Raw genomic sequence first — 22,298 nt, 5'->3', positions numbered from 1 at the left:
CCCCGACTGTAGTTCGGGTACGGTCATTTCTGGGGGTCACCTCTTTTTTGTGGCTACCTGGGGACTATCGGATATGCTGTGCAGTAGGACTCTCCCCTGCTTATTCTCCAGGGCTATAAGCCAGCTTTTATCGCCTTCTATCTCCACCTCGAAAAGGTGTATTTGCACGACCCATTCCTTTTTCCCTGCATCTTCATAAGCCCCGATGTACTTAGCCTCTCTGATGAGTTTGGGTAGGTCTAGTAGTAGTTCATTCTTTGCGAAATAGTGCTCGTGGGGCTGGTTAAGTATCTCCTTGATACCTGTCATTGTGATCTCTACACGTACCCCATTTTCTACGATCTCACCCATAAACCGCTCCTTTGCTAGTCGCTGTATCTCCTTGCGTCGCTCTCGTTGCTCTGGGGTGAGCTCTATCTTGCGCTTGCCCTCTCTTGCCTTGATGATCTCAGCGAGGACACCGCAGGCATCCCCCTCACTATCTCCTGTGGCGTGCTGTGCTGTGGAGCAGTGAGCAATGCCCTTGCGCCCATAGTAGGGGTGACGGTCTGGGAATAGGACCAGGTCCTTGCCTGGGTTGCCTCGGAAGACCTCCTGTTTGCTCTTGCGGAGTGTATCGCTACCTCGCTGGCTCGCCTCGGTACTATCGGAGAGGGGATAGTCGGATGGGGAGACCTCTACGACATCACAGCGGCAACGCCAGCCGTTAGGGGGGTAATAGTCGTCCCAGAACTTATCGCTCTTAGGTAGGGTGATCCCCTCGAGTGCCTCGTGGTCTGGACGTACACGGTTATCGCCTGCTGTACGGTACTGCAGGTTGTATCTATAATCTCCCTGCTGTTGCTCGTACCAGCGATCAGCCATGAGAGACGACCCTACGGCGTGCTCGTACTCTGTCTCTAGGTAATTGACGTTGTACTTGTTGTGCATACGCACTACATCCTCCCTAAAGTCCTCATAGGGGCGGATGTGCCCCTCCTGATCGATGAGGGAGAGCCCCAGCTCACGTAAGCTGTGGTAGGTGCGGAAGCCCGAGAAGATAAAGGCGTTGTTATCGAGGGCGTGGCGCACGGTCTCTGGGGTGTGATGCTCGAGGTGCTGGAGGGCTGGGCGGATGATGTCGTAGCTCTCCTGGATGGCTGCACGTATAGGTGCATCGCTCAGCATTGACGCCTTGAAGCCCTTATGCTTGTGGATGTATCGTGCTGCACGCTCAAAAATGTCCTCGTCGTAGGGGCGTGCCTCGTTGCCCTTACCCTTTGCGCTTAGGCAGAGGGGGCAGGTGCAGGTATAGAGCTCTCCGAGCTTCTCGTGGAGGGCATTGTATCGGTTAGTTAGCTGTATGGTGGGGGGCAGGGAGCGAGTTGATCCCTGCCCCCTTAGGCGAAAAAATCGCTATCCTTGGCTAGTGCCTTGCTCTCCTCCTCGCCTTTATCGTCGTTGGTAGGGCTTGGCTCGCTGGGTTCGATGCCCCCCGAGCGTCTGCCAATAATGGGCACGTTGTACTTGCGTGTAAAGTACTCGGGATCGACGTCATAATACTGGAGGATCACACGCTCCTGCTCACGCATCTCTGCCTCAGTCATCTCATCCGAGTAGTCCCAAGCGAAGGTTAGCCCCTTAACGGGGAAGCCGGAGGAGACCATGAGGGGTAGTAGGCGGTCATTGATGATATAGCCGATACGCTTAGCATCAGCGGCACAGATATGCTCAAATATCTCCAGGTGCACCTCGCTCTGGGAAAGGGAGGACCCGTTGTCAATAGTCATTGTCTGCGAAAGGAGGATCTTGCTGATCTCCTTGTCGCACCGCTCTAGTCGCTTGTCATAGACGTTGTAGGCATCCCCTCGGGAGCTCTCTTGGAAGCTAATCTTAGTATCCTCGGGAAAGACTCCCCAGAAGGCTGCGCCCATGTTGTCCATCACCTCCTCAATGCGTGCGATGTCCGCCTTGTTGGTGGCAGAGGTGTTGGCAATACGCATGGGCATGCCGAAGATCTCGCCAAAGGTATCCCAGAAGGCTCCCATATTCTTCTTACTGATGTAGTAGGGTGCACACCTAAGGAGGAGTCCCAGGTCGTAGGGCTTACCCACCTCGACGATCCAGCGAGCATAATCCCCACTGCGATAGGGGATGCCCTGAGGGATGTCATCGGAGGGATCACGCAGCAGTACACCATACTCGGGCACAACATGCTTTCTCGGAATGAGTGTCGCGCTATCGAAGCGTAGCCCCTTGTCGTCACGTATGACTGCGCCCATCTCGATGAGCGAGTGACCCCAGAAGATGCTATCTAGGGCTATGCTTAAAAAGTCGTAGAACCACTCGCGCTCCAAGAGGGCAGTTGCCTCAGCATCCTCCTCCCCCTCGGCGCCGAGGAGGCGGAAGGGTCGCCCTAGGGTCTTACTCTTGCGCTGCTCGATACATCCAGAGAGGTGCCCATCGACGAGGCTGTCAGCATAGAGGTCGTAGAGGTAGGCACGCCGAGGGCTCTCGACATTTATCGCCATCTGCCAGGCTCGTCGCCAACTAGCTATATCCTTTTGGGTGAGGGCATCGGTCTTACGAGTTATTTCAGCTGCGATCCGCCGAGCCTGAATGCTCTTGGCTAGTTGCAGGAGCTTGTCATTATCATTACTGTTATGTTGTGCCATAGGATACTAATAGTGATAGGTACTCTTTTTGATGCCTCCAGAGCGGATAGTCTCTAGTCCACCCTTAGACCCATTGCTTAGGTCAGTAGGTGCAGGGAGATTGGGATTATTGACACCACGCTGTACGTCGCTGAGCCACTGCAGAGCCTCGTCATAGAGCTCCTTGTATCTATCGTAGCCCATCTGCTGGGGTAGGCGGTGGAGCATCTGATAGAGGGCAATGTGCACGATGACTTGTACGAGTAGGGGATTGCGCTCCTCTCCTCGGGCGGCGAAAGCCTTGTCTACATCATAGCGAGCACGGAGGTAGCCAGAGGCAAGCTCTATGGCTACCCGCTCGGCAGCCTGCCACTCATTAGTATGCTCACTAATGACCGCTTGCTCCTCTAGGGTGATGGCGGTGCGGTAGTCCTCGTCGGTGATGTACATACTAGTGAGATCTATGAGTGGTGGTGGGATGGGGGAAGTAGAGAGCCTTGCGCACTACCTTGCCACGGACATGGGCCGGTATTGCGTCAAGCCGTACAGCTACGGGTAAGAGGCGTGTCCTCAAGAGCCACCGATGTTCGGTCAGGATGACTACTGCACGCTTACCTGTGAGCTGGGTGTAGCGTGTAGCCTTGCGCTTAGCATGAGCAAGGTGATAATCGTAGATGAGGAGCTTGAGGGCGGTGAAGAGCCGCTTGTTAAGTGAGATGATATCCATATTGAGCAATGATTAAGCAGTGGTTAGGGGGAGGTTACCAGCGATTACGCCCAGAGGAGGATCGTCGTCCCAGGATGGGTGCGATGCCCTGAGTACGAGTACGTCGCTGGAGCAACCATATAGCACCCTCATCTGCGTCGGGTCCATCATCATAACCGGAGCTGCCTGCCTCAAAGCTCAAGGTCTGCTCGATGGAGGCAACCATGTCGGGATCGGTACGGTATGCCTCATTGTAGTAGACCTTGCCACGCTCCCAGAGGGGGGATACCGCCTCGATACGAGCGTACTTGTTTGGCTTTTGGCGTTTGTCGCCCGTGATAGGCAGCTGATAGCCACGCTGGTTACCTTCTGCTGTGAAGTCGTCAAGGAGGATATCCTGCATGAAGCTTGCTTCCATATAGATGCGTAGCGTTGCACCTTGGCTGGTTACCCACTCGTAGACGTCGTAGACCCAGCGTACCATCTCGGCGATGGAGCACTGGCGGAGGAACGGGCGTATACAGTGTAGCTCCCCCATCGGAGTGGAGCCCCAAAGTTTCGCCGCCTTGTAGTCATTCTTCTTGGTGCCCCGCCATGAGGGGTCAATATAGAGCACAAGGTCGCTGTAGGCGGTGAGCTTGGTCATGCGCTTATAGCGTATCCACTCCTGCCGAAAGACTGTACCCTCAAGGATTGGATTATTGAGGCACTCCTTGTTAAATGCCCGATAGCCCATGAACTCCTCCATCTCACGCACCTCCTCCCGTGTCCACTTGGACGCCCAGGTGACTGCACCCTTAGCAGTGAGGATATTGACCCGAGAGACGTGTACGCTCTTAATCTGGCTAATGTTGTAGAGGACTGAGTTGCGGGCAATGAGGTTGCCCACCATGATAAATCGCCCTCGCCCGCCATCGAGGGTACCGAAGAGAGCCTCCCGCACCCACTCGGTGAGCCGATTGACACGATCCTTATTGAGCACTAGCTCATCATCATCCAAGTCGTCAATGACGATGTAGTCGGGGCGATGGTTTCGATAGCGCAGTCCTCGGGGGGATTGTCCTCGTCCGAGGGCGAAGAAGGCTACCCCCTCCTGGGTGACAAACTTCCCTTCTTCCCACGATCCTTGGTTCACTTGGGTGCCAAAGTCAGCGATGAAGCGCTGGTTGTTCTCCAACTCAGCCTGTATATCGCTGATAAGGGTGGTAGCATTGTCGTAGCTCTTGCCCACAAGCACCATTACATTGAGGTAGCGACGCCCGAGGTAGCCCATCGCCATGAGCCACATCGGTACAAATATGTCCATGTGGGTACTCTTGGCGTGTCCACGTGCCCACTGAAAGACTGCCTTGAGGTTGTCATTATCTCTGATGAGTTGTGCTGCCTCGATATGGAACGGGGCACAGCGTGTGACTTTACCCGTCGTCTCATTACGGGTAAAGTGGGGAAAATAGTACTCAACGAAGGCGTTGTAGTCCTTCAGGAGCGAGCGGATGCGCTTGTCCTTTTCGGCAGGTGTCTCCTGAGGAATGAATGCGGTGGCTGAGCGCACGAGCTCGCACCTACTCTTCCACCGTTCAAGAGCTTCTTTTCTCTCTGCTGCTGATGCCATTGGGTACTCTTTTTGAGTGCAAAAGTCCCCTGAAATACCCCCTTAACAAAGTATCTATGCCAAGATTGCAACGTTTCTTCCGCCCCTACTACTGAGGGGCGACCTTTGCACCAGAAATCAATAGCAAAGGCAATGAAACAAGTAATCATAAGCACCTCTGCCCTGAACTCCTATGGCACCCGTGTGCTCACCTCAGGTGTGGACATCGAGCAGTACAAGCGCAACCCTGTGCTCCTGTGGATGCACCGTAGATATGACCGAGAGGACATCCCCATTGGTCGCATCGACGACATCCATATTGATGGCGATAAGATCATCGGCACGCCTGTCTTTGATATGTCGGATGAGTTCGCCGCCAAGATTGCTCGCAAGTGGGAGGAGGGCTTCCTGCGCATGTCCAGCGCTGGGCTTACAATCATTGAGCTCAGTGATGCTCCCGAGCACCTACTACCAGGGCAGACTCGTATGACCATCACTAAGAGTAAGCTTGATGAGGTATCCATCGTGGATATAGGAGCTAACGATGAGGCGCTTGCCATTGAACTCTACAACACCTCGGGCGAGCGCATCACCCTCGCCTCAGGTACTGAGTGCCCCGACCTCCCTCTACTCCCCCTAAGTAACCCCAAAGTATCACCCCAAAATACAGACAACATGAATGAAAAGATTGCCCTAGCCCTCGGGCTAAGCCAGCAGGCTACCGAGGCGGAGCTCATCGGCACTATTGAGCAGCTCAAGCTCCGAGCCAAGCAGGCGGAAGAGATGAGCCAAGCCCTTGTCAGAGGACTTGTGGACGAGGCTGTACGCCTTGGCAAGCTAACCGAAGCCCAGCGAGCTCACTATACACAGATTGGGCTCACGATGGGAGCTGAGACCCTGCGCATCACCCTTGCAGACCTCCAGCCAGCCCGTCTCCCTTCAGAGCTCATCCATCCCTCACCCATGGGGGGTAGTGCTATGCCTCAGCAGCATGCCAAACTCTCGGATGTCCCCGTGGACGAACTAGACACCCTCAAGAGGGAGAGCCCCCAGGAGTATGCCCGCCTCTACAAGGCTGAGTTTGGTATCGATCTACCTAAGTAAGTAGTCTAACTCATCAAATCGGAAATATGAAGAATAAAATCCCGAGCTGGATAGCAGCTCTTGTCGTGAGCCTCGGCGTGCTGGCTATAGATGCCGCTGTCGGTGCACTCATCGCTCTCTTGATCGGCATCCCTGCTTGGATCGGATCGGCTGTCACTCTGCTAGCCCTCCTCTGTATCGGTGTCATCTACAAACCTGGCAACATCAATGCAGGGGTGGCCCAGGAGATCTACACGGGCTTGCTGATCAAGGCACTCCGCGAGGCTCTCGAGCATCTCGGCTGGTATAAGCGTATCCCTGCCTACGACGAGCATGTAAATAATGATGTTATTCACTTTGTGGAGCTAGGTGGAGACCCTAAGGTGCTTATCGACAACAATACCTATCCACTCAATGTGCAGGAACTTAGAGATGGTGACCGAGCGGTATCCCTTGCCAACTTTGAAACGGAAGCTACTGCTATTAGTGATAAGGAGCTCGACACCATCAGTTATGATAAACTAGGTAGTGTCAAGGAGCGACATAAGGAGGCTGTCGCAGAGGAGATTGCCAATAAGGCTCTACATGCTATTGCTCCACAGTCTCACAGTGAGGCTGATACCCCCGTGTACCTCACAACGGGTGACACCGCCGAGGAAGGAGGTCGTAAGAAGCTCACCCTCGCTGATCTGAGGCGCCTAAAAAAGTGGTTTGATGCCCGTCGCGTCCCTCAGGGGCAGCGTGTGCTGGTGCTCTGTAATGATCATGTACAGGATCTACTCTCTGTAAGTGAGACATTCCAGCGTCAGTATAACCTAGACAATGTCAATGGTCAGGTTGGGCGTCTCTACGGCTTTGACATCTATGAGATGAGTAGCTCCCCCTACTACGATACCACCGCAAAGACCAAGCTGGCTTATGGAGCTCTGGCTCAGACGCAGCACAAGCCCGCCTCGATCGCTTATCATGATAAGAGTATGATGCGCGCCACGGGCTCTCTAGTCACCTACTCCAGCGAGGCAAAGAATGACCCTCTGCACCACCGCAACCTCTTTAACCTACGTCAGCGCTCTATCTGTTGCCCACTGCGTAGTAAGGGATGCACGGCTGCTATCGTCAGTGCTACTGCCTAGTAAATGATACAACTATGGCACAGCTAAAGTACCTCGTTATTCACTGCACCGCTACGCCCGAGGGGCGGGCGGTGAGCAGTGACGAGATCCGCCGATGGCATACCGCACCTGTCGCCCAGGGCGGGCGTGGATGGAAGCAGGTCGGCTACACCGATATGATCCACCTAGATGGCAGGGTCGAGCGACTGGTAGCTAACAACGAGGATGCTCAGGTAGACCCGTGGGAGGTGACCAATGGTGCTGTCAGCTATAACCAGATCGCTCGCCACGTAGTCTATGTCGGGGGCTGTGCCCGTGACGGCAAGACCCCTAAGGACACCCGCACACCTCAGCAGCTAGAGTCCATGCGTAAGTACGTCCTCGACTTCCACTCCAAGCACCCAGGAGTCCGTATCATCGGACATAATGAGGTCGCCCGTAAGGCTTGCCCAAGCTTCAACGTGCAGCAGTGGCTGAGCACAATCGGCATCAATCAGTAAACGATAGAGCACATCACCAATGACGGAAAGCATCCTACAACTCCTACAGTGGCTGGTGCCTACGGGGGGCGTAGGAATGCTCCTCGGGTGGATCACCAGCACAAGGCTTAGGCAGGCACGTACAGCCAAGGAGGTGCACGACACCTACAAGGAGATGTACGAGGGCTTGCATAATCAGGTAATAGATATAGCGAATGACAACAGCGAGATGCGCCAGATGCTCGCACGCCTCGAGCGGGCAATCACTAAGGGCACTACTTGCCGTATTTGGTCTCAGTGTCCTATTAGGCACGAGTTGCAGCGTACGCAAGACGAGCCAGACCTACGCCAGCTCCTCCGATACCCTCAGAGAGCGCATCGAGGTACAGCCAGTCCCCGTGACCCTCCCAGGGGAGACGACGACCCTACAGCTCCCGATCCAGACCCTCCCGATGCTCCCTGATGGAGCTGGATATAGCGTCCGCCAAGGACGGATACACCTCAAGGCAACTCGTCGGGGGGATAGCCTCCATCTGGTCGCCTCTACAGACTCCACAACCCTCTATCCTCGGGTAGAGCACCTCTACCGCCAGCAACACAAGACTCTACAGTCTGTGGAGCATAAGGAGGTAGATCAAAGGACGGGGAGCTATATATCCCTCTTGTTCTACATCATCCCAATTATTATCCCCATCATCCTAATTATCATAGCACTATGGCTCAAGATCAAACGACGCCTACCCCAGACGAGGTAGAGCAGCAGACCTCTCCTCAGACACCTGAGGGACCAGGCATAGGATCCTCTGATACTACGCCTGCGTCAGAGGAGGACACCTCCAATGCTCCCCAAGCGGAGCCCAATGACATAGCAACACCCGACGACGGAGACCGTAAGGCGGGGAAGCCTAAGAGCAAGGCGGGGAAAGCTAAGGACATCCTAGCCCCAGAAGCTCCCAACCATGAGCCCGAGGAGACGCCCAAGGGAGAGCCTGAAGAGGTTACGGCACTTGCCTCCATCGCTCGTGAGGTCCTTCGCTCGCATCAGCTTCCTATCGTCTGGCTCACCACCGATGGAACAGCTTTCCCTAGCTACTCCGATGCTCGTAACTATGCACGTAGTCTAAAGATTGATCAGGTGGATTACTTCTTTGCACCTGGGCTCACTGAGGAGGAGCGAGAGACACTCCTACCCGCCCACCTCCGCAAGCAACAGCACTAGACAATGAATAAGCTAACTTTCTTGAGGGAAAATGGCGGTATCCCTGCCTCTCTCCCTGGAGAGGATCATATCTCGGGGCTCATCGCCTACGTCACCGACCTACCCACAGCCAAGGCAGGGGTCAAGGACGGCTACAGCACTACGAGTCGCATCCTCCCCATCTCCAGTATCGAGCGAGCCGAAGCCCTCGGCATCACTGCCGATAATGCTAAGTGGGAGCTTTGTGTCCTGCACTACCACCTCTCTGAGATCTACCGTCTCAACCCTGGCGTCCTCCTCTACGTAGGCTTGTTCGCCAAGCCCTCTGGTGGTGCATATACGTTTGCTGAGCTCAAGCAGTTACAGCGCTATGCCCAGGGGCGCATTCGGCAGGTGGGTATTTGGCTTGGAGATAAGGCAGCAGACACAGCTCTCATCACTACCCTTAGTGGGATCGCCGATAGCCTTGCCTCTGCCTCTATGCCTCTGTCAGTCCTCCTTGCTCCCAAGGTGGCGTCACCAGTGGCGAGCCTGCCTGTAAATCTGCATGGGACAGGTAAGAGCCGTGTATCGGTCATAATTGCTCAAGATGGCGAGGGTATCGCAGCTAAGCTCTATGCCGATGAGGCAAATAATACTGCAAAGACGAGTGTCTCGGCTCTCGGCTCTTTCCTCGGTATTCTCTCCCGGGCTCGTGTCCATCAGTCTATTGGATGGGTGGATCAGTTCCCCCTCGGGCTGAGCCTCCCTGCCTTTGGCGATGGCACCCTCCTACGGGACCTCGATGAGGCCGTTATCGACACCCTCGACAAGGCGCACTATCTCTTTGCCGTCACCTATCCCGACATCAATGGTACCTACGCCAGCGACAGCCACACGATGGACGATGGCCTTAGTGACTATGCCTACCTAGAGCGTGTGCGTACAATGGACAAGGCGGAGCGTGGTATCCGCCGCTATCTCGTGGGCAAGCTCTCGGGTAACATCTACCTCGATGAGACTACTGGTAAGCTACAGAGTCACTCAGTGGCATACCTTGAGACGGAGGCTAACCGAGCCCTTGAGGATATGACCAAGTCCGGTGAACTATCTGGCTATAAGGTGTACATCGATCCAGACCAGGATATCCTTAGGTCCTCCTCCATTGAGGTTATCATCCGTAACGTCCCTGTAGGTGTAGCTCGCAAGTTCATCCTGCGCATCGGCTACACGAATAAGATATAAGTAGATATAGTATGGCACTAGACAATAACGGCACGCCCCTAATCAATGGCGTCCTCTACGGCTGGGCTAACGTCCTGGTAACGATCCAGGGGGTGCCCCTCACGGGTATCACCGCCGTAGAGTACGATGATAAGCAGGAGGTTGTCAATAAGTACGGCGCAGGGCGTCACCCTGTAGGGCGTGGGCTCGGGCGCATCACCCCCTCGGCTAAGCTCACCCTCTACCTCGATGAGGTCGTCGCCCTACAGGCTAAGAGCCCCACGGGTCGCCTGCAAGACCTCGGGATGTTTGACGTCCTAGTGGGCTATCTACACCCCACCACGGGGCTCATCACCTACGACAAGATACGTAACTGTCACTTCAGCGACAACTCCCGCAAGGTCAAAGAGGGTGACACCGACATCCCCGTAGACCTCGAGCTCGTCCCCTCCCATATTGAATGGGGGGGCAAGGCTTAGTTAATCACCCTTTAATCACCTATTAAGTACGAGTAATATCATCATGGATAAGACCCAGTCCCAGCGTATCGGGGAGCTCACCCCCGACGCTCTCGATGCCCTCAAGGCGAAGACCCCCAGCCGTATCTACCTCATTGAGGTCACAGATGGCGACACCATCCACTGCCTCTACCTCCGTCGTCCCGACTTTGATACCCTCAAGGCCGTCAGCAAGGTAGCTAAGACCGACGAGCTGGAGAGCTCTCGGGTACTCCTTGCCAACTGTCGGGTAGCAGGTAGCGAGGCTATCCTACAGGATGGGGTGCTCATCGTGGCTGCTGCTTCCGCTATCGGTGAGCTCATCACCTCAGCCAAGGCAACACTAAAAAACGTATAGAGGCGCACCTCCTTGAGGATGATGATGCTAGCCAGGACTACCTCAAGGGGTGTGCCCTCATACGAGCCTACCTTGGTCTCGATCCCGAGATCCTAGATGAGGAGGACTGGGCAAGAGCCCTTGCCCAGTCCCTTTGGATCGAAAAAAGAAAAGGCGAGCAGCTACAGCGTGCTGTAGCCCTCGCCCTCGGGGGGGAAGGATGAGACCTAGTCCTTATTGTGTGTGATGAACCACATCCAGAATAGAGATGGAGGCATTACCCCTGAGCTAGAGTTCTTGCGGAAAGGAGCTGTAAACGCCTCAACGAACATCCTGATGACTAGGTAAATCAACGGTAGCAGTACACAAGCGGCAAGGATGTGTACTAAGATGCGAAAGAAAATATTTTCTTCAAGCATAACTCTGTCATCTTAGAATTCAATAGCAAATATAGTAAATCTGTATGACTAGTCCAGCAATGAACTACCTCTTTAATATTGGAGGTGACTTCACCGTGCAAATGGAGAGCCTGAATAAGGCCACCGGAGAGTTTACTGCCAAGGTAAGCTCTGCTCAGAAGGGTCTACAATCATTTGTTGGTCTAACCTTACAGATTGAGACACTTTCCTCGGGCTTTCAACGGGTATCGGAGAGCCTCAGCGGTATCATTGCTCCAGGTGTCGCTCTCAACACCTCACTCACCGACCTACAGGCGATAACTGGTGTCACGGGTGAGTCACTACGCCAGATAGAGGGCTACGCACGTGACACTGCTAAAGCCTTTGGTATTGATGCCGCTGGAGCGGTCGAGAGTTACAAGCTCATCCTCGGCCAGCTCTCCCCTGAGCTCGCCAAGAGCCCTGTAGCCCTCAAGGCTATGGGTGACCATGTGGCGACCCTCTCTAAGCTCATGGGGGGCGATGCCACCGCCGCCGCTGAGGTGCTAAACACAGCGATGAACCAATATGGCGTAGATCTCTCCAACCCTATTGCGGCCTCTGAGGAGATGGCGCGCATGATGAACGTCATGGCTGCTGCAGGTAAGGAGGGATCAGCAGAGCTCCCCCAGATCAAGGAGGCACTGGAGCAGGCAGGTATGGCAGCCAAAGGCGCAGGTGTGAGTTTTGAAGAGGCGAATGCCGCTATCCAGGTACTCGACAAGGCGGGGAAAAAGGGCAGTGAGGGTGGTATCGCCCTGCGCAACGTCCTCTCCACCCTGTCTCAGGGGCGCTTTCTTCCCCGAGAAGTACGCAAGGAGCTCGCCCAGATGGGTATAGACGTAGCCCGTCTTGCCGACAAAAACCTCTCCCTCAAGGAGCGACTAGATATGCTACGTCCCGTGATGCAGGATAGTGCTCTCTTTACTCGGCTCTTCGGTAAGGAGAATGCTAACGCTGCTATGGCTTTGGTTGGAGGATCTGAGGATATTGCTGGCTATACAGCAGCCATTCAAGGTACGACCTCGGCTCAAGATCAGGCTGCAACTGTTATGGATGGCTTTGCGGAGCGTCAAGCACGTATCCGTCAGAAGATAGAGGATCTAAAGATTAGCATCTTTAATGGTATTGGTGACATTGCCCTTTGGGGCTCTACTCTAGGAGATGCCGCTATCCCCATCGCCCAGCTATTACCCCTCCTACAATTTGCAGGAGGTGGCATCAAAGGGATCTATACATGGATCGTAGGAGGCTCATGGCGCACATGGGTAGGCACACTGCGCTCGGCTGTTACATGGATGGGATCACTAGCTCTCAAGGCTGGACAGGCTGCGCTCAAGATAGCCATCCTCTCTGGACGTGCGCTCCTCTCGGGGATCGCTGCCCTAGGATCTTATATTGCCTCACTAGTCACTAGTGGCGCAGCACACGTAGGCTTCGCACTCAGTGCTGAGCTCTCATTCGCCACCTTCGCTACGGCGGGACGTGCCGCCTGCGCAGCCGTCTCAACAGCCATCACTAGCATCCCTATCATCGGATGGATAGCGGGGCTCGTCGCCCTAGGTGTCTACTTTTGGCAGACATCGGCTAAGTTCCGTGCGATTGTTAAGGGGCTTTGGGCTGCGATTAAAGAGGCATTTACCAACATCTGGACACTCGCCAAGGATGTATTTGGCGGAGTCTTTGACCTCATAAAGTCTGCCTTAAGTTTTGATGGAGATGGTATTGATGCTGCTCTTAAGCGTGTGTCGGGAGCCCTTTGGCAAGTTTGGCAAAGACACCGCTAGTGCCTTCAGGCAGGCGTATGATGAGGAGATGGAGCGGAGTGCCAAAGAGGAGCAATCTGACACTCCTAAGCTCCAAATGCAAATGACTCATTTTGATGGTGGAGGGCTCGGGATTCCAAAGATAAAGCCACCCAGAACAGACAACTCCGGTGGTGGCACTGGTGGACCAGGAGCGCACGGTACAGGAGGAGCAAGCAATGCCAGTGGCTTGCGTAATGTGAACATCCATATCGGGAAGCTTGTCGAGAGTCTCACCGTGCAGACGACTAACCTCTCCAGCGACACCTCCGAGATCAAGGCGCTTATCACCGAGACACTCCTCTCCGCCGTCAATGATGCAAATCTAGCAATACAATAGCTATGCAACAGATAATATTGGGTAACGACACCACTCTATCCCTCATCCTCTACGCCCAAGCACTACTGCTCCCAGACCCATCAGGTAGTAGCCATTTTGAGCGTAGGCAGATAGATCTATCTCTTGCTCGCGAGGTCTCTGTACAACTCATACCCTATATGAGATGGCAGCCAGTTAGACCAGAGTGGCGTATACGTCAGAGTATCCTAGAGGTAGACTTTCCCGCTACATTGCAGCTTCCGGGTAAGTGGGATATTGAGGTGAGTTACTTTACACCCTCTATCTCAGGGGGTGATACATACATAGGACATCGCCTGCGCCAAGGACTGTGCGAGGTGCTCCCCCGTCATGAGAGAGGATATACCACTCCAGAGGCCTATATAATCACAGCGGACATAACGACCGCCATGCGAGGAGCGACTGGTCTCAGCGCATTTGAGTTCGCCAAGAGTCAAGGATGGGTGGACACGGAGCAGGAGTATGCCGCCTTTATTAAGGGCGATCCTGGCAATGATGGGATAGACGCCTATGCTAGCTATCTGGCAACCACAAAAGATGACCCAAAGATGACGCAAGAAGAGTGGGCGACGGGCGGATGGCTCGTCGTCTTGGAATTGATAAAGACGATAAGAGGTACAAGATGAATACACCAAAGGCTGTAGCAGATGAACTGCTAGCTCTTATGCGAGATAAGGAGGAGATAAGGATGGCTCTAGTAGAATTAGGAGCATCCGTGGCTGAAGAAGATGGGCTATCCAGTTACCCAGACAAGATACGTGGCCTAACGCCCACTCCAATCAAGATATTCAAATCGCAGCAGTTCTATCAGTGGAAAGACGAGGCGCTCCCTCCCGCAAAAATCGATGATGGGTATACCTCCGGCGACTTATCTTGGTGTTTTGCTCGATGTCCTAACCTCACCAGTGTTCCCTCTGTAGAAGGAATTGGCAAGGCTGTGAGCATGGAGAGTTTCATCCAGGAGAGTGTGAAGGTCAAAAAACTCACATTACCAGATCTTCCTAACTTGACGAGCATGCGAAGTTTTGCACATAAGGCGAGTTCGCTAGAGTCTGTGGTTGTTGGAGCAATGCCACAGAATGCTTCGCTATTCTACACCTTCGCAGAATGTGCTTCGCTTAGATCTGTAACTATTGGCGATGTATCCAAGGTGACAGATGTATTCGCGGCGTTTTATGCGTGTACAAAACTCCAGAGGGTAAAGCTATCTCTTGGAGCTGGCATGGTAAGCAATGCGCAGTACCTTTTTGATGGGTGTGCGATGCTAGAGGAAGTAGAGGGCATCATTGACTTGTCAGTAGCTACTAACATTTCAAGTCTCATCACAAGATGTTCAAACCTCCGCGAGATACGGTTAAAGGGAGTTGGGCGCGAGCTCATAGCATTTCAGTCTGTTGCGCTCTCTCTTGAGAGCGTACGCTACCTCATCAATGAGGCTAAGAGTGTCTCTACTGGTACAGTGATGTACCTACCACAGAGCTTGGTGGATAGGTATCCCTCAGAGATGGCGGAGTTGGGTAAAGTCGCAACGAGTAAGGGGTGGACGATAACCTATAGATAACAGATAGATATGGGAGAAGAAAGATCAATCAGACTAGATGCCCCAGAGGGGAAGATGCTAGTCAATCGTAAGCTAAAGGCTATTGGCCTCATCGTACGCACGAGCATTGACAGTCAGGCTGACTGGGAGGTGCTTGATGAGTCAAAGGCAGAGGCCTTAGACAAGGTGTGGCACCCTGAATTTTATGGGCTGCATACAACTGATCCTGGGCCAGGACCTAGCCCTGTACTACCCACCTCTAACTCTCAAAGCTAATGACAGCTAAGGAACGAGCCGAGAAAAAGGACTTTGCCCGCCTACTCTACCTCCAGGGGGAGGAGCAAAAGAGCATCTCGCAGCGCATCGAGGTGTCTGAGACGACCATCAGCAAGTGGGTCAAGGAGGGTGGGTGGCAGGAGCTACGTGCAGCCCAGAATATCACCCGTCCTGAGCTAGCTAATAAGATCCTACTCTCCATCAATAAGCTCCTCGATAGAGCTATCGCCAGCAATGAGGTGGATGCAGGTCTGGTCAAGCAGCTCAAGACCTTCAGCGATGCTATTGCCAATATCGACAAAAAGGCAAACATCGTAGATACGATAGACACCTTCATCGCCTTTGGCAAATGGCTGGAGCACCGTATGACTATTGATAGCTCCCTCACCCCCGATTTTGTCAAGCAAGTCACCTACTATCAGGACTTATACATCCGTCACCGCCTAGGTGGTGCTGAGGACTAGTAACACGATCACCCTATGCCCCTACAGACCATTGTACCCCCAGCCATCACGGCTGGCAAGGTGCTCCTCTACCGCTTCCCCCAGCAGAGCAAGGGGAGTTTCCCCCAGCGCGAGGAGGCAGGGGAGTTCGCTCCCTCACCCGTAGCCTCGCCCATCACCGACCCCGCCTGGTGGGAGGGCAGGTACGTGCTCTGTCCCCTTCGCCTGCGCCTAGAGGATGGCACTACCCTAGAGCTTGCTGATGCCGTCGTGGCGATGACCCGCACCAAGCAAATCATTACCACCCAGGTAGTCGGCATGACGGGCACGGTTAAGGAGTATATCAGCTCTGGCGACTACGACATCAACATAGCTGTCGGCATCCAAGGGCTTGAGGACGGCAAGATCGCCGACCGCTACCCCGAGGAGGGTCTGCGAGAGCTCCTGAGGTACCTTGAGGTGGACAAACCCATACAGGTGCAGAGTGCCTTCCTTGATCTCTTTAGGGTCAATCGTATAGTTATCAAGAGCTACTCACTCACCCAGGATACGGCGACCAACTACCAGGAGCTTACCCTCTCCGCTCTCTCCGATGATGAGTACAACGTCTACAGCACAGACTACTAGCCTATGTACCGCCTAACCGCCCGTGTAGAGATAGAGAGCACCCGTAAGTGGGTGATCACTCAGGTCACTGCCCTACAGATAGAGCGCAGCACCGAGGAGCTTACCGATACGTGTAAGATTACGCTACCCAAGCGCATGCTCTGGGATCAGCGGGAGGGCGTGCCCCTGAGGCGTGGGGACAAGGTGCGAGTATCCCTCGGCTATGACGATGACCTGCAACTGGTCTTCGTCGGCTACATCCGGGAGATCGGCTTTAAGACACCCGTTGTCCTGGAGTGTGAGGATGAGATGTACCGCCTCAAGACCCAGCCAACCCTCCCCAAGGCGTATAAGTCCGCCACCCTGGAGGGTGTCCTCCGTGACCAAGGCATCGCAACGCCGATCCGTGTGATGGGCGAGCAACATCTCGGTGCTTACCGAGTGCAAGCCGACACCGTGGCGAGCCTCCTCGGCACCCTCAAGGAGCAGGGCATTCGTAGCTTCTTTCGCTACGAGGACGGACAAGCTGTCCTCTACTCAGGGGTACTCTTTGATCATGATGTGGGTAAGGCTACAAGGCAGGTCATTGCGACAGGCATCAACCTTATTAGTGATAGCCAACTCAAGCAGCAACATGCAGACACCCTACGCCTCAAGATTAAGGCTATCTCCCTCCAGCCCGAGGGGCGAGGGAAGAAAAAGAAAATCAAGGTGGAGGTAGGCGATAAGGATGGGGAACTTCGCACCCTACACACCTACAACAAGACGGAGAGCGAGCTACGTCAATGGGCAGAGCAGGAACTCCAGCGTCTCAAGCAGGATGGGCTCACAGGGAGCGTCACCACCTTTGGCGCGCGCCTCATCGATAAGCTCGACCACGTGGCTATCCGCCTCGAGGGTAAGCGCATGGGCGTCTACCAAGCGAAAAAAGTGGTCATTAAGTATGGTGCTGAGGGCCTCCACCAAGAGGTGACTCTCGGCTACAGAGTAGCACAGTAAGCAATATGAGCCAGATAGCATCCATCATACGCTCCTTGGCAGGGCGTTCATCCTCCGTCCTCAAGGTCTGCGAGGTGACGAGCCTTGACCGAGGAGCCCGTACCATCGACTGCCAGCCACTCGATGAGACCGCCCCTATCTTAGGGGCGAGCCTCCAGGCTGACAGCGGAGGCACTCAGGGCTTGACCCTCTACCCCAAGGTGGGCTCCCTTGTTATCGTAGGGCTCGTGGAGGGCACGCCTCTCGGTGCCGTCCTCCTCGCCGATGAGCTCGAGGAGCTCAATGTACAGATAGGTGACCAGCAGATCTCGATCACCCGTGAGGGTATCACCCTCAACGAGGGTAAGCTAGGTGGGATAATCAAGATAGCCGACCTCACCAGCAAGATCAATACCCTAGAGCGAGAGCTCAACACTCTCAAGCAAATACTCACCTCGTGGACACCAGTCCCCCAGGACGGAGGTGCCTCCCTCAAGGCATCAGCCGCCTCCTGGGCAGGTCGCCAGCTACAACTTACCCGCCAAAGCGACTACGAGGATACTAAAGTTAAGCACTAACTATTAGCCATCATGATAGGTATACAGATAGACACTACTACGGGCGACCTCGCCCTGCCTGAGGGACGCATGACCCTCGGGGAGGTACGAGAGCAGACCGCCCAATTCCTCCTCGAGGGCGTGCCCGGCTCCTTCGGCGAGTACCCCACCCTTGGGCTCGCTGTACGTCGCCAGCTAGGTGCCCCTCACGACCCAATGTTCCCCACCCTCGCCGTCAAGATGATGCGCCACTGCCTCATACCCGTAGAGCGCATTGTAGCCACCTCAGATGGCTACGGCATTACCTTTAAGGACTAACCCCTATGGCACGTACAACACAAGACATCCGCCGATCCATCAGCGAGGCATTCATCGCTGATCCTACCATACAGCAGGGCTATCACCTTACCCCAGGCAAGACCTTTGAGGAGCAGTTCAGTAAGGTCTCCCTTGAGGCGATCCTATTCTGGGTATTCGCCTCCGCTATCCACGCCCTCGAGGAGCTGTTTGACACCCACCGCAAGGACGTCGCCGAGCTCGTCGCCGAGGCGGAGCCCCATACCTTGCGCTGGTACGCCCGCAAGGCTAAGGCGTACCTCCATGGGTATGCCCTCCTCCCCTACAGCGACAAGTACGACACCTCTGCCCTCACCCCCGAGCAGATGTCCTCCGCCTCCGTCGTGCACTATGCCGTGGCCTCCGAGGTAGGCAACGTTATCTATCTCAAGGTTGCAGGTGCAGATGACAAGGGTAAGCCCATTGTCCTCACTGATGACGTCATTACCCCATTTAAGGCCTATATCCATCAGGTCAAGGACGCAGGCGTGCCCGTGCGTGTGATCTCCGCCCCAGGTGATAAGCTACGCCTCACCCTATCCGTCTACATTCAGCCCGTTCTCCTCTCTCATGGAGGCAAGCCCTCAGATGACTATCAGGCGACCATCCGCAAGACCATCGAGGGCAACATCTCCTCGCTACCCTTTGACGGAGTCCTGCGCCTCTCAGACATCGTGGTAGCCCTCTCTCATATCTCAGGCGTAGAGGCATCCCTAGTCACCTCTGCCTCTGCTACCCCTGCGGGTACCGATAGCTGGACAACCATTGTCGGCTACCATCGCCCACGCTCAGGATACTATCAACTACAGTCACTCACTATTAACTATCTACCCTATGCCCCAGCATCCCTATAGCATCAATTGGCACAAGGTCGTCTCAGATGCTTTGCCCTCGTTCCTACGCAAGCCACTCATCATAGCCTTCCTCCTAGCGACCCTGACACCTCTCATAAAGTTGTATGAGCTCTTCCTTAATGCCTATCTCAGGGATCGGTATAAGCTACAGCACAACGGACAGGTATGTCACCTGCTCGGTGTACTAGAGGAGCAGTATCCCTCCGCCCTCGGATTACACTATCGTATAGAGGACGTACGCAACACAGGGCAGGTCATCTACACCCACAGCGAGCGCAAGGCCGGTGTCCCCATTGCACGACCAGAGGAGACTGACCCTAAGCTCCTCATCACTGCCCAGGAGCTAAAGGTCATAGAGACATCTAAGTTCATCGTATTTGTCCCCAGCGACGTCTATGACAAGCACCTAGCCGAGGTTAAGTGGCTCGTCGATCAATACAAGCTTCCCACCAAACAGCCTATATACAGGCGTCTTAATAAGTAAGTAATTACCCTTTAATCACCGATTAAGTATTATGCATACCGCTCAATACACCACCACAGCCAACGGGGCTGGAGAGGTCGGACAGTATCCCCTCTCCACCGAGACCCTAGAGTTCATCCAACAGCAAGTTCTCCTCTTGGAGCGTCTCTCCTCTTTGGTAGGCGTAGACCGCCCCTGGATCATCAAGTCCCCAGGGCGAGAAGAGAAGGACGAGGGACTACTCGCCTACAATGGCGCTCTCTATCCCATAGAGAGCCCAGGTACCTCGCTCGTCCCTCCTAATAGATACCGCCTCCTACTCAGGGAGGAATATAAGGACATCCTCACCGAGGATAATCGATATGAGTATGCCCGCAAGTATATGACAGCTTATCTTGCTCCAGATGATGGTACGCCAACATCAGATCAGGAGTTGGGCATGGTTCTTGCCATCAGCTCGTCAGAGGTGATGACTTCAGATAGCCCCTCGCTCAATAGTCTACAAGAGATGATAACAACAATACCAGTGGAGGGTAGCTATCTCCTTTTCGGGCATGATGTTCCAAAGCATTCCAAAGCATTTCTATCTGAAAAGTCTATGGATAATAGTCCTGTGAGATCAGTGCCGATGAGTAATAGGGAAATAGATGGAGCATGCCTCACTACTTATCTGTTCAAGGGGTGCAACAAGAGCTACATGCAAGAGCTCGAGACTTCCGATGGGGTAAAGTATAAACGTGTGTACATATCTCCAGACGAGGCTGAAAAGCTACAAGCTGTAACCGCTTATACGTGGCACTGTCTCCCAAATCAGGTCATAGGGTCAGCTTTGATTAAGGTTGTTGCAAATCATCAAGTATTCTATGCCGAGATGGAACATGCGACAGGTGTACTCAGGGAGGCGAAGTGTAACAGCGAAACTCGAGGCAAAATAGAGATAACTCCAGAGCGCCATGTGCTACTGCGGACAGGAGCCGCACGAATACAGGCCACCGAAGATAATGCAGGGGATAAAACAAGCTTCATTTTGGGATGCAGTATGACTCAACTAGATGATCCAGCTGTGATCACGATCAAGGTTCCAGAAGTGATGCAGACACTCCCAACTGGATATATCTATTTGTCGGTGATTAGTAGGTAAGCTGATATTACGACTCAAGACAAACCATCAACGGCCAGCGCTCCTTCGTAAGCGTTGGCCGTTGCTAGTGTTTTCTTAGGACGTTTCGTTTTCCGTGCTCAGGTCTTTTCGTTTCCTAATTTCGTAATATTTCGTTTTCCCGATTATAGATGGTAGCCCTTAGAGATAACGGCTATCTCCTATGATCTACTGTTGGAGACGAACACCTTCGAGGGTACTAGCCTTCGCTGGTGTCTTCTTATCCTTGCCGTAATTGGGATGATATATACCCACAGGCATATCTGATACGCACTCCTTATTAGCACAGCTTGCAGCCAATGCCTTATCGGTCAGAGCCGTCCTCACCATATCGACAAACAGAGTCGCAAGCATCCCGGCAAGACCACCACCTCCATTCGGAGGCGTAGAAAGGTCTAGTACCCCTGCTATCCTACGAGAAAAGAGCGTCTCTCCCGTATGGGTAGAGCGGAGGATGTACTCTACATCTATAAGAATATCTCCTACCAGGGCCTTCTTCTCCCAGCGATGGATAATAGTAAAGAGCGACGCATCAGCCCCGAAGACCTCAGCAAAAGGATACAGATCCGCTTGGAAGAAGAGCTCAGCATCTGCAGCACTCTCCTGCTGCATCAACTCCTTTGCGAGGAAAGGGGAGAACACATAATAGCCCTGCTCTGCTAGCGGTACCATCAGAGTTGCAAAGAAGCTATCCTTTGCCTCCACTTGGTTCGTCTCATTGATCGGAGGCATGATGAGAATAGACTTAGGCTTATCATTATAGAGGTGCGGATAGAGTGCTCCACGAGTATAGTCCTTACCTAGCCCGCAGGAGTGAAGGAATAGAGACGAGAGCCCAAGGAGCGTAAGCCCAGCGATCTGGTGTAGCTTTGGTGTCATTTCTTGAGCTGCTTAATGAGATTACCGATGAAGAACGTACTCTCAGGATAGAGCTCTATCTCTCGCTCTAGTAGGCGAAGCCCCCTCTCTTGCTGCCCCTGCTTGTAGAGTAGGTAACCATACTCAGCACAGATACCAGGCGGTGGCATCTTACGTGAGCCCTTGGGCTCGTTGATAAGGCGCTCGTAGACTTTCTTTAGGGTCTCGATACGCTCGGGAGTTGGGTTCTTGGCTACAGCATACGAGACAGGCTCATAGTTATACCAAGAGTACAGCTTGCTAGTAGAGCCACAGCTAGACAAGAATACAGTGGCTAGGACCATACTCCAGAGGTGATGTTTCATAATGCTTATATTAGGGATACAGCTTCAGGTATAGAAGATAGACTTAGTACTAGCTAGCGTAGTGTGATGGTCTTAGTCGATCGTGTGGAGACGAAGATCTCTTTCTCGAAGAGCTTTCGGTTCTCGGCGTCGTGGACACGTATGAGATGACGCCCAGGCGTGATCGTGATCCTCTTAGCTTTGGGTGTCACTTGATCTGGCCGGATCGCAACGATACCGACGACGGACTCCTCATCTATTGAGACATAGACCTTATGCCCTTGGTATACCGAGGAGGAGGCTACGACGAGGTATGCCTCATCATTTAGACCTCCAGAGAGTGATACCGTAGAGCCACAAGAGGCGACACCGAGGAGGAGAGTAAGGGTAAGCGTAAAGAGTGTGGCAAGTCGCTTAATGGGATGGCACATGATAGTAAGCTGAT

General features: G+C 53.8%; 28 protein-coding genes. 20 read left to right on the top strand and 8 right to left on the bottom strand.

Annotation, left to right across the window (positions count from 1 at the left end; all coding sequences use genetic code 11):
- Positions 1 to 36: 36 nt before the first annotated feature.
- The 5 genes from QZ170_RS01470 to QZ170_RS01450 form a co-directional block, all read right to left on the bottom strand.
- Positions 37 to 1,167, bottom strand: a complete 1,131-nt coding sequence (locus QZ170_RS01470; RefSeq protein ID WP_297176147.1) for a phage minor head protein — start codon at positions 1,165 to 1,167, stop codon at positions 37 to 39.
- 212 nt (positions 1,168 to 1,379) lie between these two features.
- The gene (locus QZ170_RS01465) at positions 1,380 to 2,654 is read right to left on the bottom strand and encodes a DUF935 family protein (RefSeq protein WP_297176146.1); all 1,275 of its coding nucleotides are present in this window, start codon (positions 2,652 to 2,654) and stop codon (positions 1,380 to 1,382) included.
- 6 nt (positions 2,655 to 2,660) lie between these two features.
- On the bottom strand, positions 2,661 to 3,083 hold the full coding sequence (locus tag QZ170_RS01460; protein WP_297176144.1) for a phage protein Gp36 family protein: 423 nt from the start codon (positions 3,081 to 3,083) through the stop codon (positions 2,661 to 2,663).
- A 1-nt stretch (position 3,084) separates the two neighbouring features.
- A complete protein-coding gene (locus QZ170_RS01455) occupies positions 3,085 to 3,360 on the bottom strand; it encodes a hypothetical protein (protein ID WP_297176142.1) in 276 nt (91 codons plus the stop codon).
- Positions 3,361 to 3,394: 34 nt separating this feature from the next.
- Positions 3,395 to 4,951 carry a hypothetical protein gene (locus QZ170_RS01450; protein ID WP_297176140.1) on the bottom strand — a complete coding sequence of 519 codons (1,557 nt, stop codon included), beginning with the start codon at positions 4,949 to 4,951 and terminating at the stop codon, positions 3,395 to 3,397.
- 132 nt (positions 4,952 to 5,083) lie between these two features.
- Between QZ170_RS01450 and QZ170_RS01445 the strand changes: the two genes are divergently transcribed.
- The 20 genes from QZ170_RS01445 (at position 5,084) to QZ170_RS01350 (ending at position 20,633) form a co-directional block, all read left to right on the top strand.
- Positions 5,084 to 6,034 carry a hypothetical protein gene (locus QZ170_RS01445; RefSeq protein WP_297176139.1) on the top strand — a complete coding sequence of 317 codons (951 nt, stop codon included), beginning with the start codon at positions 5,084 to 5,086 and terminating at the stop codon, positions 6,032 to 6,034.
- A 26-nt stretch (positions 6,035 to 6,060) separates the two neighbouring features.
- Positions 6,061 to 7,146, top strand: coding sequence for a phage capsid protein (locus QZ170_RS01440; protein ID WP_297176137.1), 1,086 nt, complete (start codon positions 6,061 to 6,063; stop codon positions 7,144 to 7,146).
- Between the two features lie 14 nt (positions 7,147 to 7,160).
- A complete protein-coding gene (locus QZ170_RS01435) occupies positions 7,161 to 7,625 on the top strand; it encodes an N-acetylmuramoyl-L-alanine amidase (RefSeq protein ID WP_297176136.1) in 465 nt (154 codons plus the stop codon).
- A 194-nt stretch (positions 7,626 to 7,819) separates the two neighbouring features.
- Positions 7,820 to 8,359, top strand: a complete 540-nt coding sequence (locus tag QZ170_RS01430) for a hypothetical protein (protein ID WP_297176134.1) — start codon at positions 7,820 to 7,822, stop codon at positions 8,357 to 8,359.
- Positions 8,320 to 8,823 (top strand): hypothetical protein, encoded by a 504-nt coding sequence (locus tag QZ170_RS01425; protein ID WP_297176132.1) that lies wholly within the window; start codon positions 8,320 to 8,322, stop codon positions 8,821 to 8,823. Before QZ170_RS01430 ends, QZ170_RS01425 begins: the two co-directional genes overlap by 40 nt.
- Before the next feature lie 3 nt (positions 8,824 to 8,826).
- Positions 8,827 to 10,026 carry a DUF2586 family protein gene (locus QZ170_RS01420; protein WP_297176130.1) on the top strand — a complete coding sequence of 400 codons (1,200 nt, stop codon included), beginning with the start codon at positions 8,827 to 8,829 and terminating at the stop codon, positions 10,024 to 10,026.
- Positions 10,027 to 10,037: 11 nt separating this feature from the next.
- Positions 10,038 to 10,484, top strand: coding sequence for a hypothetical protein (locus tag QZ170_RS01415; RefSeq protein ID WP_297176128.1), 447 nt, complete (start codon positions 10,038 to 10,040; stop codon positions 10,482 to 10,484).
- Between the two features lie 43 nt (positions 10,485 to 10,527).
- Positions 10,528 to 10,860: a hypothetical protein gene (locus QZ170_RS01410; RefSeq protein ID WP_297176126.1), complete on the top strand. Its 333-nt coding sequence runs from the start codon at positions 10,528 to 10,530 to the stop codon at positions 10,858 to 10,860.
- A gap of 442 nt (positions 10,861 to 11,302) precedes the next feature.
- Positions 11,303 to 13,063 (top strand): phage tail tape measure protein, encoded by a 1,761-nt coding sequence (locus QZ170_RS01405; RefSeq protein ID WP_297176124.1) that lies wholly within the window; start codon positions 11,303 to 11,305, stop codon positions 13,061 to 13,063.
- A 217-nt stretch (positions 13,064 to 13,280) separates the two neighbouring features.
- Positions 13,281 to 13,421, top strand: a complete 141-nt coding sequence (locus QZ170_RS01400) for a hypothetical protein (RefSeq protein ID WP_297176122.1) — start codon at positions 13,281 to 13,283, stop codon at positions 13,419 to 13,421.
- A gap of 2 nt (positions 13,422 to 13,423) precedes the next feature.
- The gene (locus tag QZ170_RS01395; RefSeq protein ID WP_297176120.1) at positions 13,424 to 14,065 is read left to right on the top strand and encodes a hypothetical protein; all 642 of its coding nucleotides are present in this window, start codon (positions 13,424 to 13,426) and stop codon (positions 14,063 to 14,065) included.
- Positions 14,062 to 15,000, top strand: a complete 939-nt coding sequence (locus QZ170_RS01390; protein ID WP_297176118.1) for a leucine-rich repeat protein — start codon at positions 14,062 to 14,064, stop codon at positions 14,998 to 15,000. Before QZ170_RS01395 ends, QZ170_RS01390 begins: the two co-directional genes overlap by 4 nt.
- A gap of 254 nt (positions 15,001 to 15,254) precedes the next feature.
- Positions 15,255 to 15,719 (top strand): terminase, encoded by a 465-nt coding sequence (locus QZ170_RS01385; RefSeq protein WP_297176116.1) that lies wholly within the window; start codon positions 15,255 to 15,257, stop codon positions 15,717 to 15,719.
- Positions 15,720 to 15,734: 15 nt separating this feature from the next.
- On the top strand, positions 15,735 to 16,325 hold the full coding sequence (locus tag QZ170_RS01380; protein ID WP_297176112.1) for a DUF6046 domain-containing protein: 591 nt from the start codon (positions 15,735 to 15,737) through the stop codon (positions 16,323 to 16,325).
- Positions 16,326 to 16,328: 3 nt separating this feature from the next.
- Entirely contained in the window at positions 16,329 to 17,303 is a 975-nt protein-coding gene (locus QZ170_RS01375; RefSeq protein ID WP_297176111.1) for a hypothetical protein, read from the top strand.
- 5 nt (positions 17,304 to 17,308) lie between these two features.
- A complete protein-coding gene (locus QZ170_RS01370; RefSeq protein WP_297176109.1) occupies positions 17,309 to 17,860 on the top strand; it encodes a hypothetical protein in 552 nt (183 codons plus the stop codon).
- Between the two features lie 12 nt (positions 17,861 to 17,872).
- Positions 17,873 to 18,157, top strand: coding sequence for a hypothetical protein (locus tag QZ170_RS01365; protein ID WP_297176107.1), 285 nt, complete (start codon positions 17,873 to 17,875; stop codon positions 18,155 to 18,157).
- Positions 18,158 to 18,162: 5 nt separating this feature from the next.
- Entirely contained in the window at positions 18,163 to 19,029 is an 867-nt protein-coding gene (locus tag QZ170_RS01360) for a hypothetical protein (RefSeq protein WP_297176105.1), read from the top strand.
- Complete coding sequence (locus QZ170_RS01355) at positions 19,010 to 19,513, top strand: hypothetical protein (protein ID WP_297176103.1); 504 nt, start codon at positions 19,010 to 19,012, stop codon at positions 19,511 to 19,513. Before QZ170_RS01360 ends, QZ170_RS01355 begins: the two co-directional genes overlap by 20 nt.
- 31 nt (positions 19,514 to 19,544) lie before the next feature.
- Positions 19,545 to 20,633 (top strand): hypothetical protein, encoded by a 1,089-nt coding sequence (locus QZ170_RS01350; RefSeq protein WP_297176100.1) that lies wholly within the window; start codon positions 19,545 to 19,547, stop codon positions 20,631 to 20,633.
- A gap of 186 nt (positions 20,634 to 20,819) precedes the next feature.
- Here QZ170_RS01350 and QZ170_RS01345 read toward each other — a convergent pair whose 3' ends face one another.
- From QZ170_RS01345 to QZ170_RS01335, 3 genes are read right to left on the bottom strand one after another with little or no spacing between them, the layout of a single operon-like run.
- Positions 20,820 to 21,530 (bottom strand): GNA1162 family protein, encoded by a 711-nt coding sequence (locus tag QZ170_RS01345; RefSeq protein ID WP_297176097.1) that lies wholly within the window; start codon positions 21,528 to 21,530, stop codon positions 20,820 to 20,822.
- Complete coding sequence (locus QZ170_RS01340) at positions 21,527 to 21,874, bottom strand: DUF4810 domain-containing protein (protein WP_297176095.1); 348 nt, start codon at positions 21,872 to 21,874, stop codon at positions 21,527 to 21,529. Before QZ170_RS01340 ends, QZ170_RS01345 begins: the two co-directional genes overlap by 4 nt.
- Positions 21,875 to 21,927: 53 nt before the next feature.
- Positions 21,928 to 22,284 (bottom strand): hypothetical protein, encoded by a 357-nt coding sequence (locus QZ170_RS01335; protein WP_297176094.1) that lies wholly within the window; start codon positions 22,282 to 22,284, stop codon positions 21,928 to 21,930.
- Positions 22,285 to 22,298: the final 14 nt, after the last annotated feature.

Source organism: uncultured Porphyromonas sp. (assembly GCF_905372525.1).
Classification (GTDB): domain Bacteria; phylum Bacteroidota; class Bacteroidia; order Bacteroidales; family Porphyromonadaceae; genus Porphyromonas.
The sequence above is the reverse complement of the archived record's forward strand: the minus strand, read 5'-3'. Positions and strand labels throughout refer to the sequence as shown.

What these genes read in the sequence shown, in the direction of transcription:
- QZ170_RS01335 (WP_297176094.1), bottom strand. Translation starts at nt 22,284, where the DNA reads ATGTGCCATCCCATTAAGCGACTTGCCACACTCTTTACGCTTACCCTT.
- QZ170_RS01390 (WP_297176118.1), top strand. Translation starts at nt 14,062, where the DNA reads ATGAATACACCAAAGGCTGTAGCAGATGAACTGCTAGCTCTTATGCGA.
- QZ170_RS01415 (WP_297176128.1), top strand. Translation starts at nt 10,038, where the DNA reads ATGGCACTAGACAATAACGGCACGCCCCTAATCAATGGCGTCCTCTAC.
- QZ170_RS01445 (WP_297176139.1), top strand. Translation starts at nt 5,084, where the DNA reads ATGAAACAAGTAATCATAAGCACCTCTGCCCTGAACTCCTATGGCACC.
- QZ170_RS01410 (WP_297176126.1), top strand. Translation starts at nt 10,528, where the DNA reads ATGGATAAGACCCAGTCCCAGCGTATCGGGGAGCTCACCCCCGACGCT.
- QZ170_RS01425 (WP_297176132.1), top strand. Translation starts at nt 8,320, where the DNA reads ATGGCTCAAGATCAAACGACGCCTACCCCAGACGAGGTAGAGCAGCAG.
- QZ170_RS01350 (WP_297176100.1), top strand. Translation starts at nt 19,545, where the DNA reads ATGCATACCGCTCAATACACCACCACAGCCAACGGGGCTGGAGAGGTC.
- QZ170_RS01375 (WP_297176111.1), top strand. Translation starts at nt 16,329, where the DNA reads ATGTACCGCCTAACCGCCCGTGTAGAGATAGAGAGCACCCGTAAGTGG.
- QZ170_RS01365 (WP_297176107.1), top strand. Translation starts at nt 17,873, where the DNA reads ATGATAGGTATACAGATAGACACTACTACGGGCGACCTCGCCCTGCCT.
- QZ170_RS01360 (WP_297176105.1), top strand. Translation starts at nt 18,163, where the DNA reads ATGGCACGTACAACACAAGACATCCGCCGATCCATCAGCGAGGCATTC.
- QZ170_RS01345 (WP_297176097.1), bottom strand. Translation starts at nt 21,530, where the DNA reads ATGACACCAAAGCTACACCAGATCGCTGGGCTTACGCTCCTTGGGCTC.
- QZ170_RS01405 (WP_297176124.1), top strand. Translation starts at nt 11,303, where the DNA reads ATGACTAGTCCAGCAATGAACTACCTCTTTAATATTGGAGGTGACTTC.
- QZ170_RS01340 (WP_297176095.1), bottom strand. Translation starts at nt 21,874, where the DNA reads ATGAAACATCACCTCTGGAGTATGGTCCTAGCCACTGTATTCTTGTCT.
- QZ170_RS01460 (WP_297176144.1), bottom strand. Translation starts at nt 3,083, where the DNA reads ATGTACATCACCGACGAGGACTACCGCACCGCCATCACCCTAGAGGAG.
- QZ170_RS01370 (WP_297176109.1), top strand. Translation starts at nt 17,309, where the DNA reads ATGAGCCAGATAGCATCCATCATACGCTCCTTGGCAGGGCGTTCATCC.
- QZ170_RS01420 (WP_297176130.1), top strand. Translation starts at nt 8,827, where the DNA reads ATGAATAAGCTAACTTTCTTGAGGGAAAATGGCGGTATCCCTGCCTCT.
- QZ170_RS01435 (WP_297176136.1), top strand. Translation starts at nt 7,161, where the DNA reads ATGGCACAGCTAAAGTACCTCGTTATTCACTGCACCGCTACGCCCGAG.
- QZ170_RS01430 (WP_297176134.1), top strand. Translation starts at nt 7,820, where the DNA reads ATGACAACAGCGAGATGCGCCAGATGCTCGCACGCCTCGAGCGGGCAA.
- QZ170_RS01455 (WP_297176142.1), bottom strand. Translation starts at nt 3,360, where the DNA reads ATGGATATCATCTCACTTAACAAGCGGCTCTTCACCGCCCTCAAGCTC.
- QZ170_RS01470 (WP_297176147.1), bottom strand. Translation starts at nt 1,167, where the DNA reads ATGCTGAGCGATGCACCTATACGTGCAGCCATCCAGGAGAGCTACGAC.
- QZ170_RS01465 (WP_297176146.1), bottom strand. Translation starts at nt 2,654, where the DNA reads ATGGCACAACATAACAGTAATGATAATGACAAGCTCCTGCAACTAGCC.
- QZ170_RS01395 (WP_297176120.1), top strand. Translation starts at nt 13,424, where the DNA reads ATGCAACAGATAATATTGGGTAACGACACCACTCTATCCCTCATCCTC.
- QZ170_RS01380 (WP_297176112.1), top strand. Translation starts at nt 15,735, where the DNA reads ATGCCCCTACAGACCATTGTACCCCCAGCCATCACGGCTGGCAAGGTG.
- QZ170_RS01440 (WP_297176137.1), top strand. Translation starts at nt 6,061, where the DNA reads ATGAAGAATAAAATCCCGAGCTGGATAGCAGCTCTTGTCGTGAGCCTC.
- QZ170_RS01355 (WP_297176103.1), top strand. Translation starts at nt 19,010, where the DNA reads ATGCCCCAGCATCCCTATAGCATCAATTGGCACAAGGTCGTCTCAGAT.
- QZ170_RS01450 (WP_297176140.1), bottom strand. Translation starts at nt 4,951, where the DNA reads ATGGCATCAGCAGCAGAGAGAAAAGAAGCTCTTGAACGGTGGAAGAGT.
- QZ170_RS01385 (WP_297176116.1), top strand. Translation starts at nt 15,255, where the DNA reads ATGACAGCTAAGGAACGAGCCGAGAAAAAGGACTTTGCCCGCCTACTC.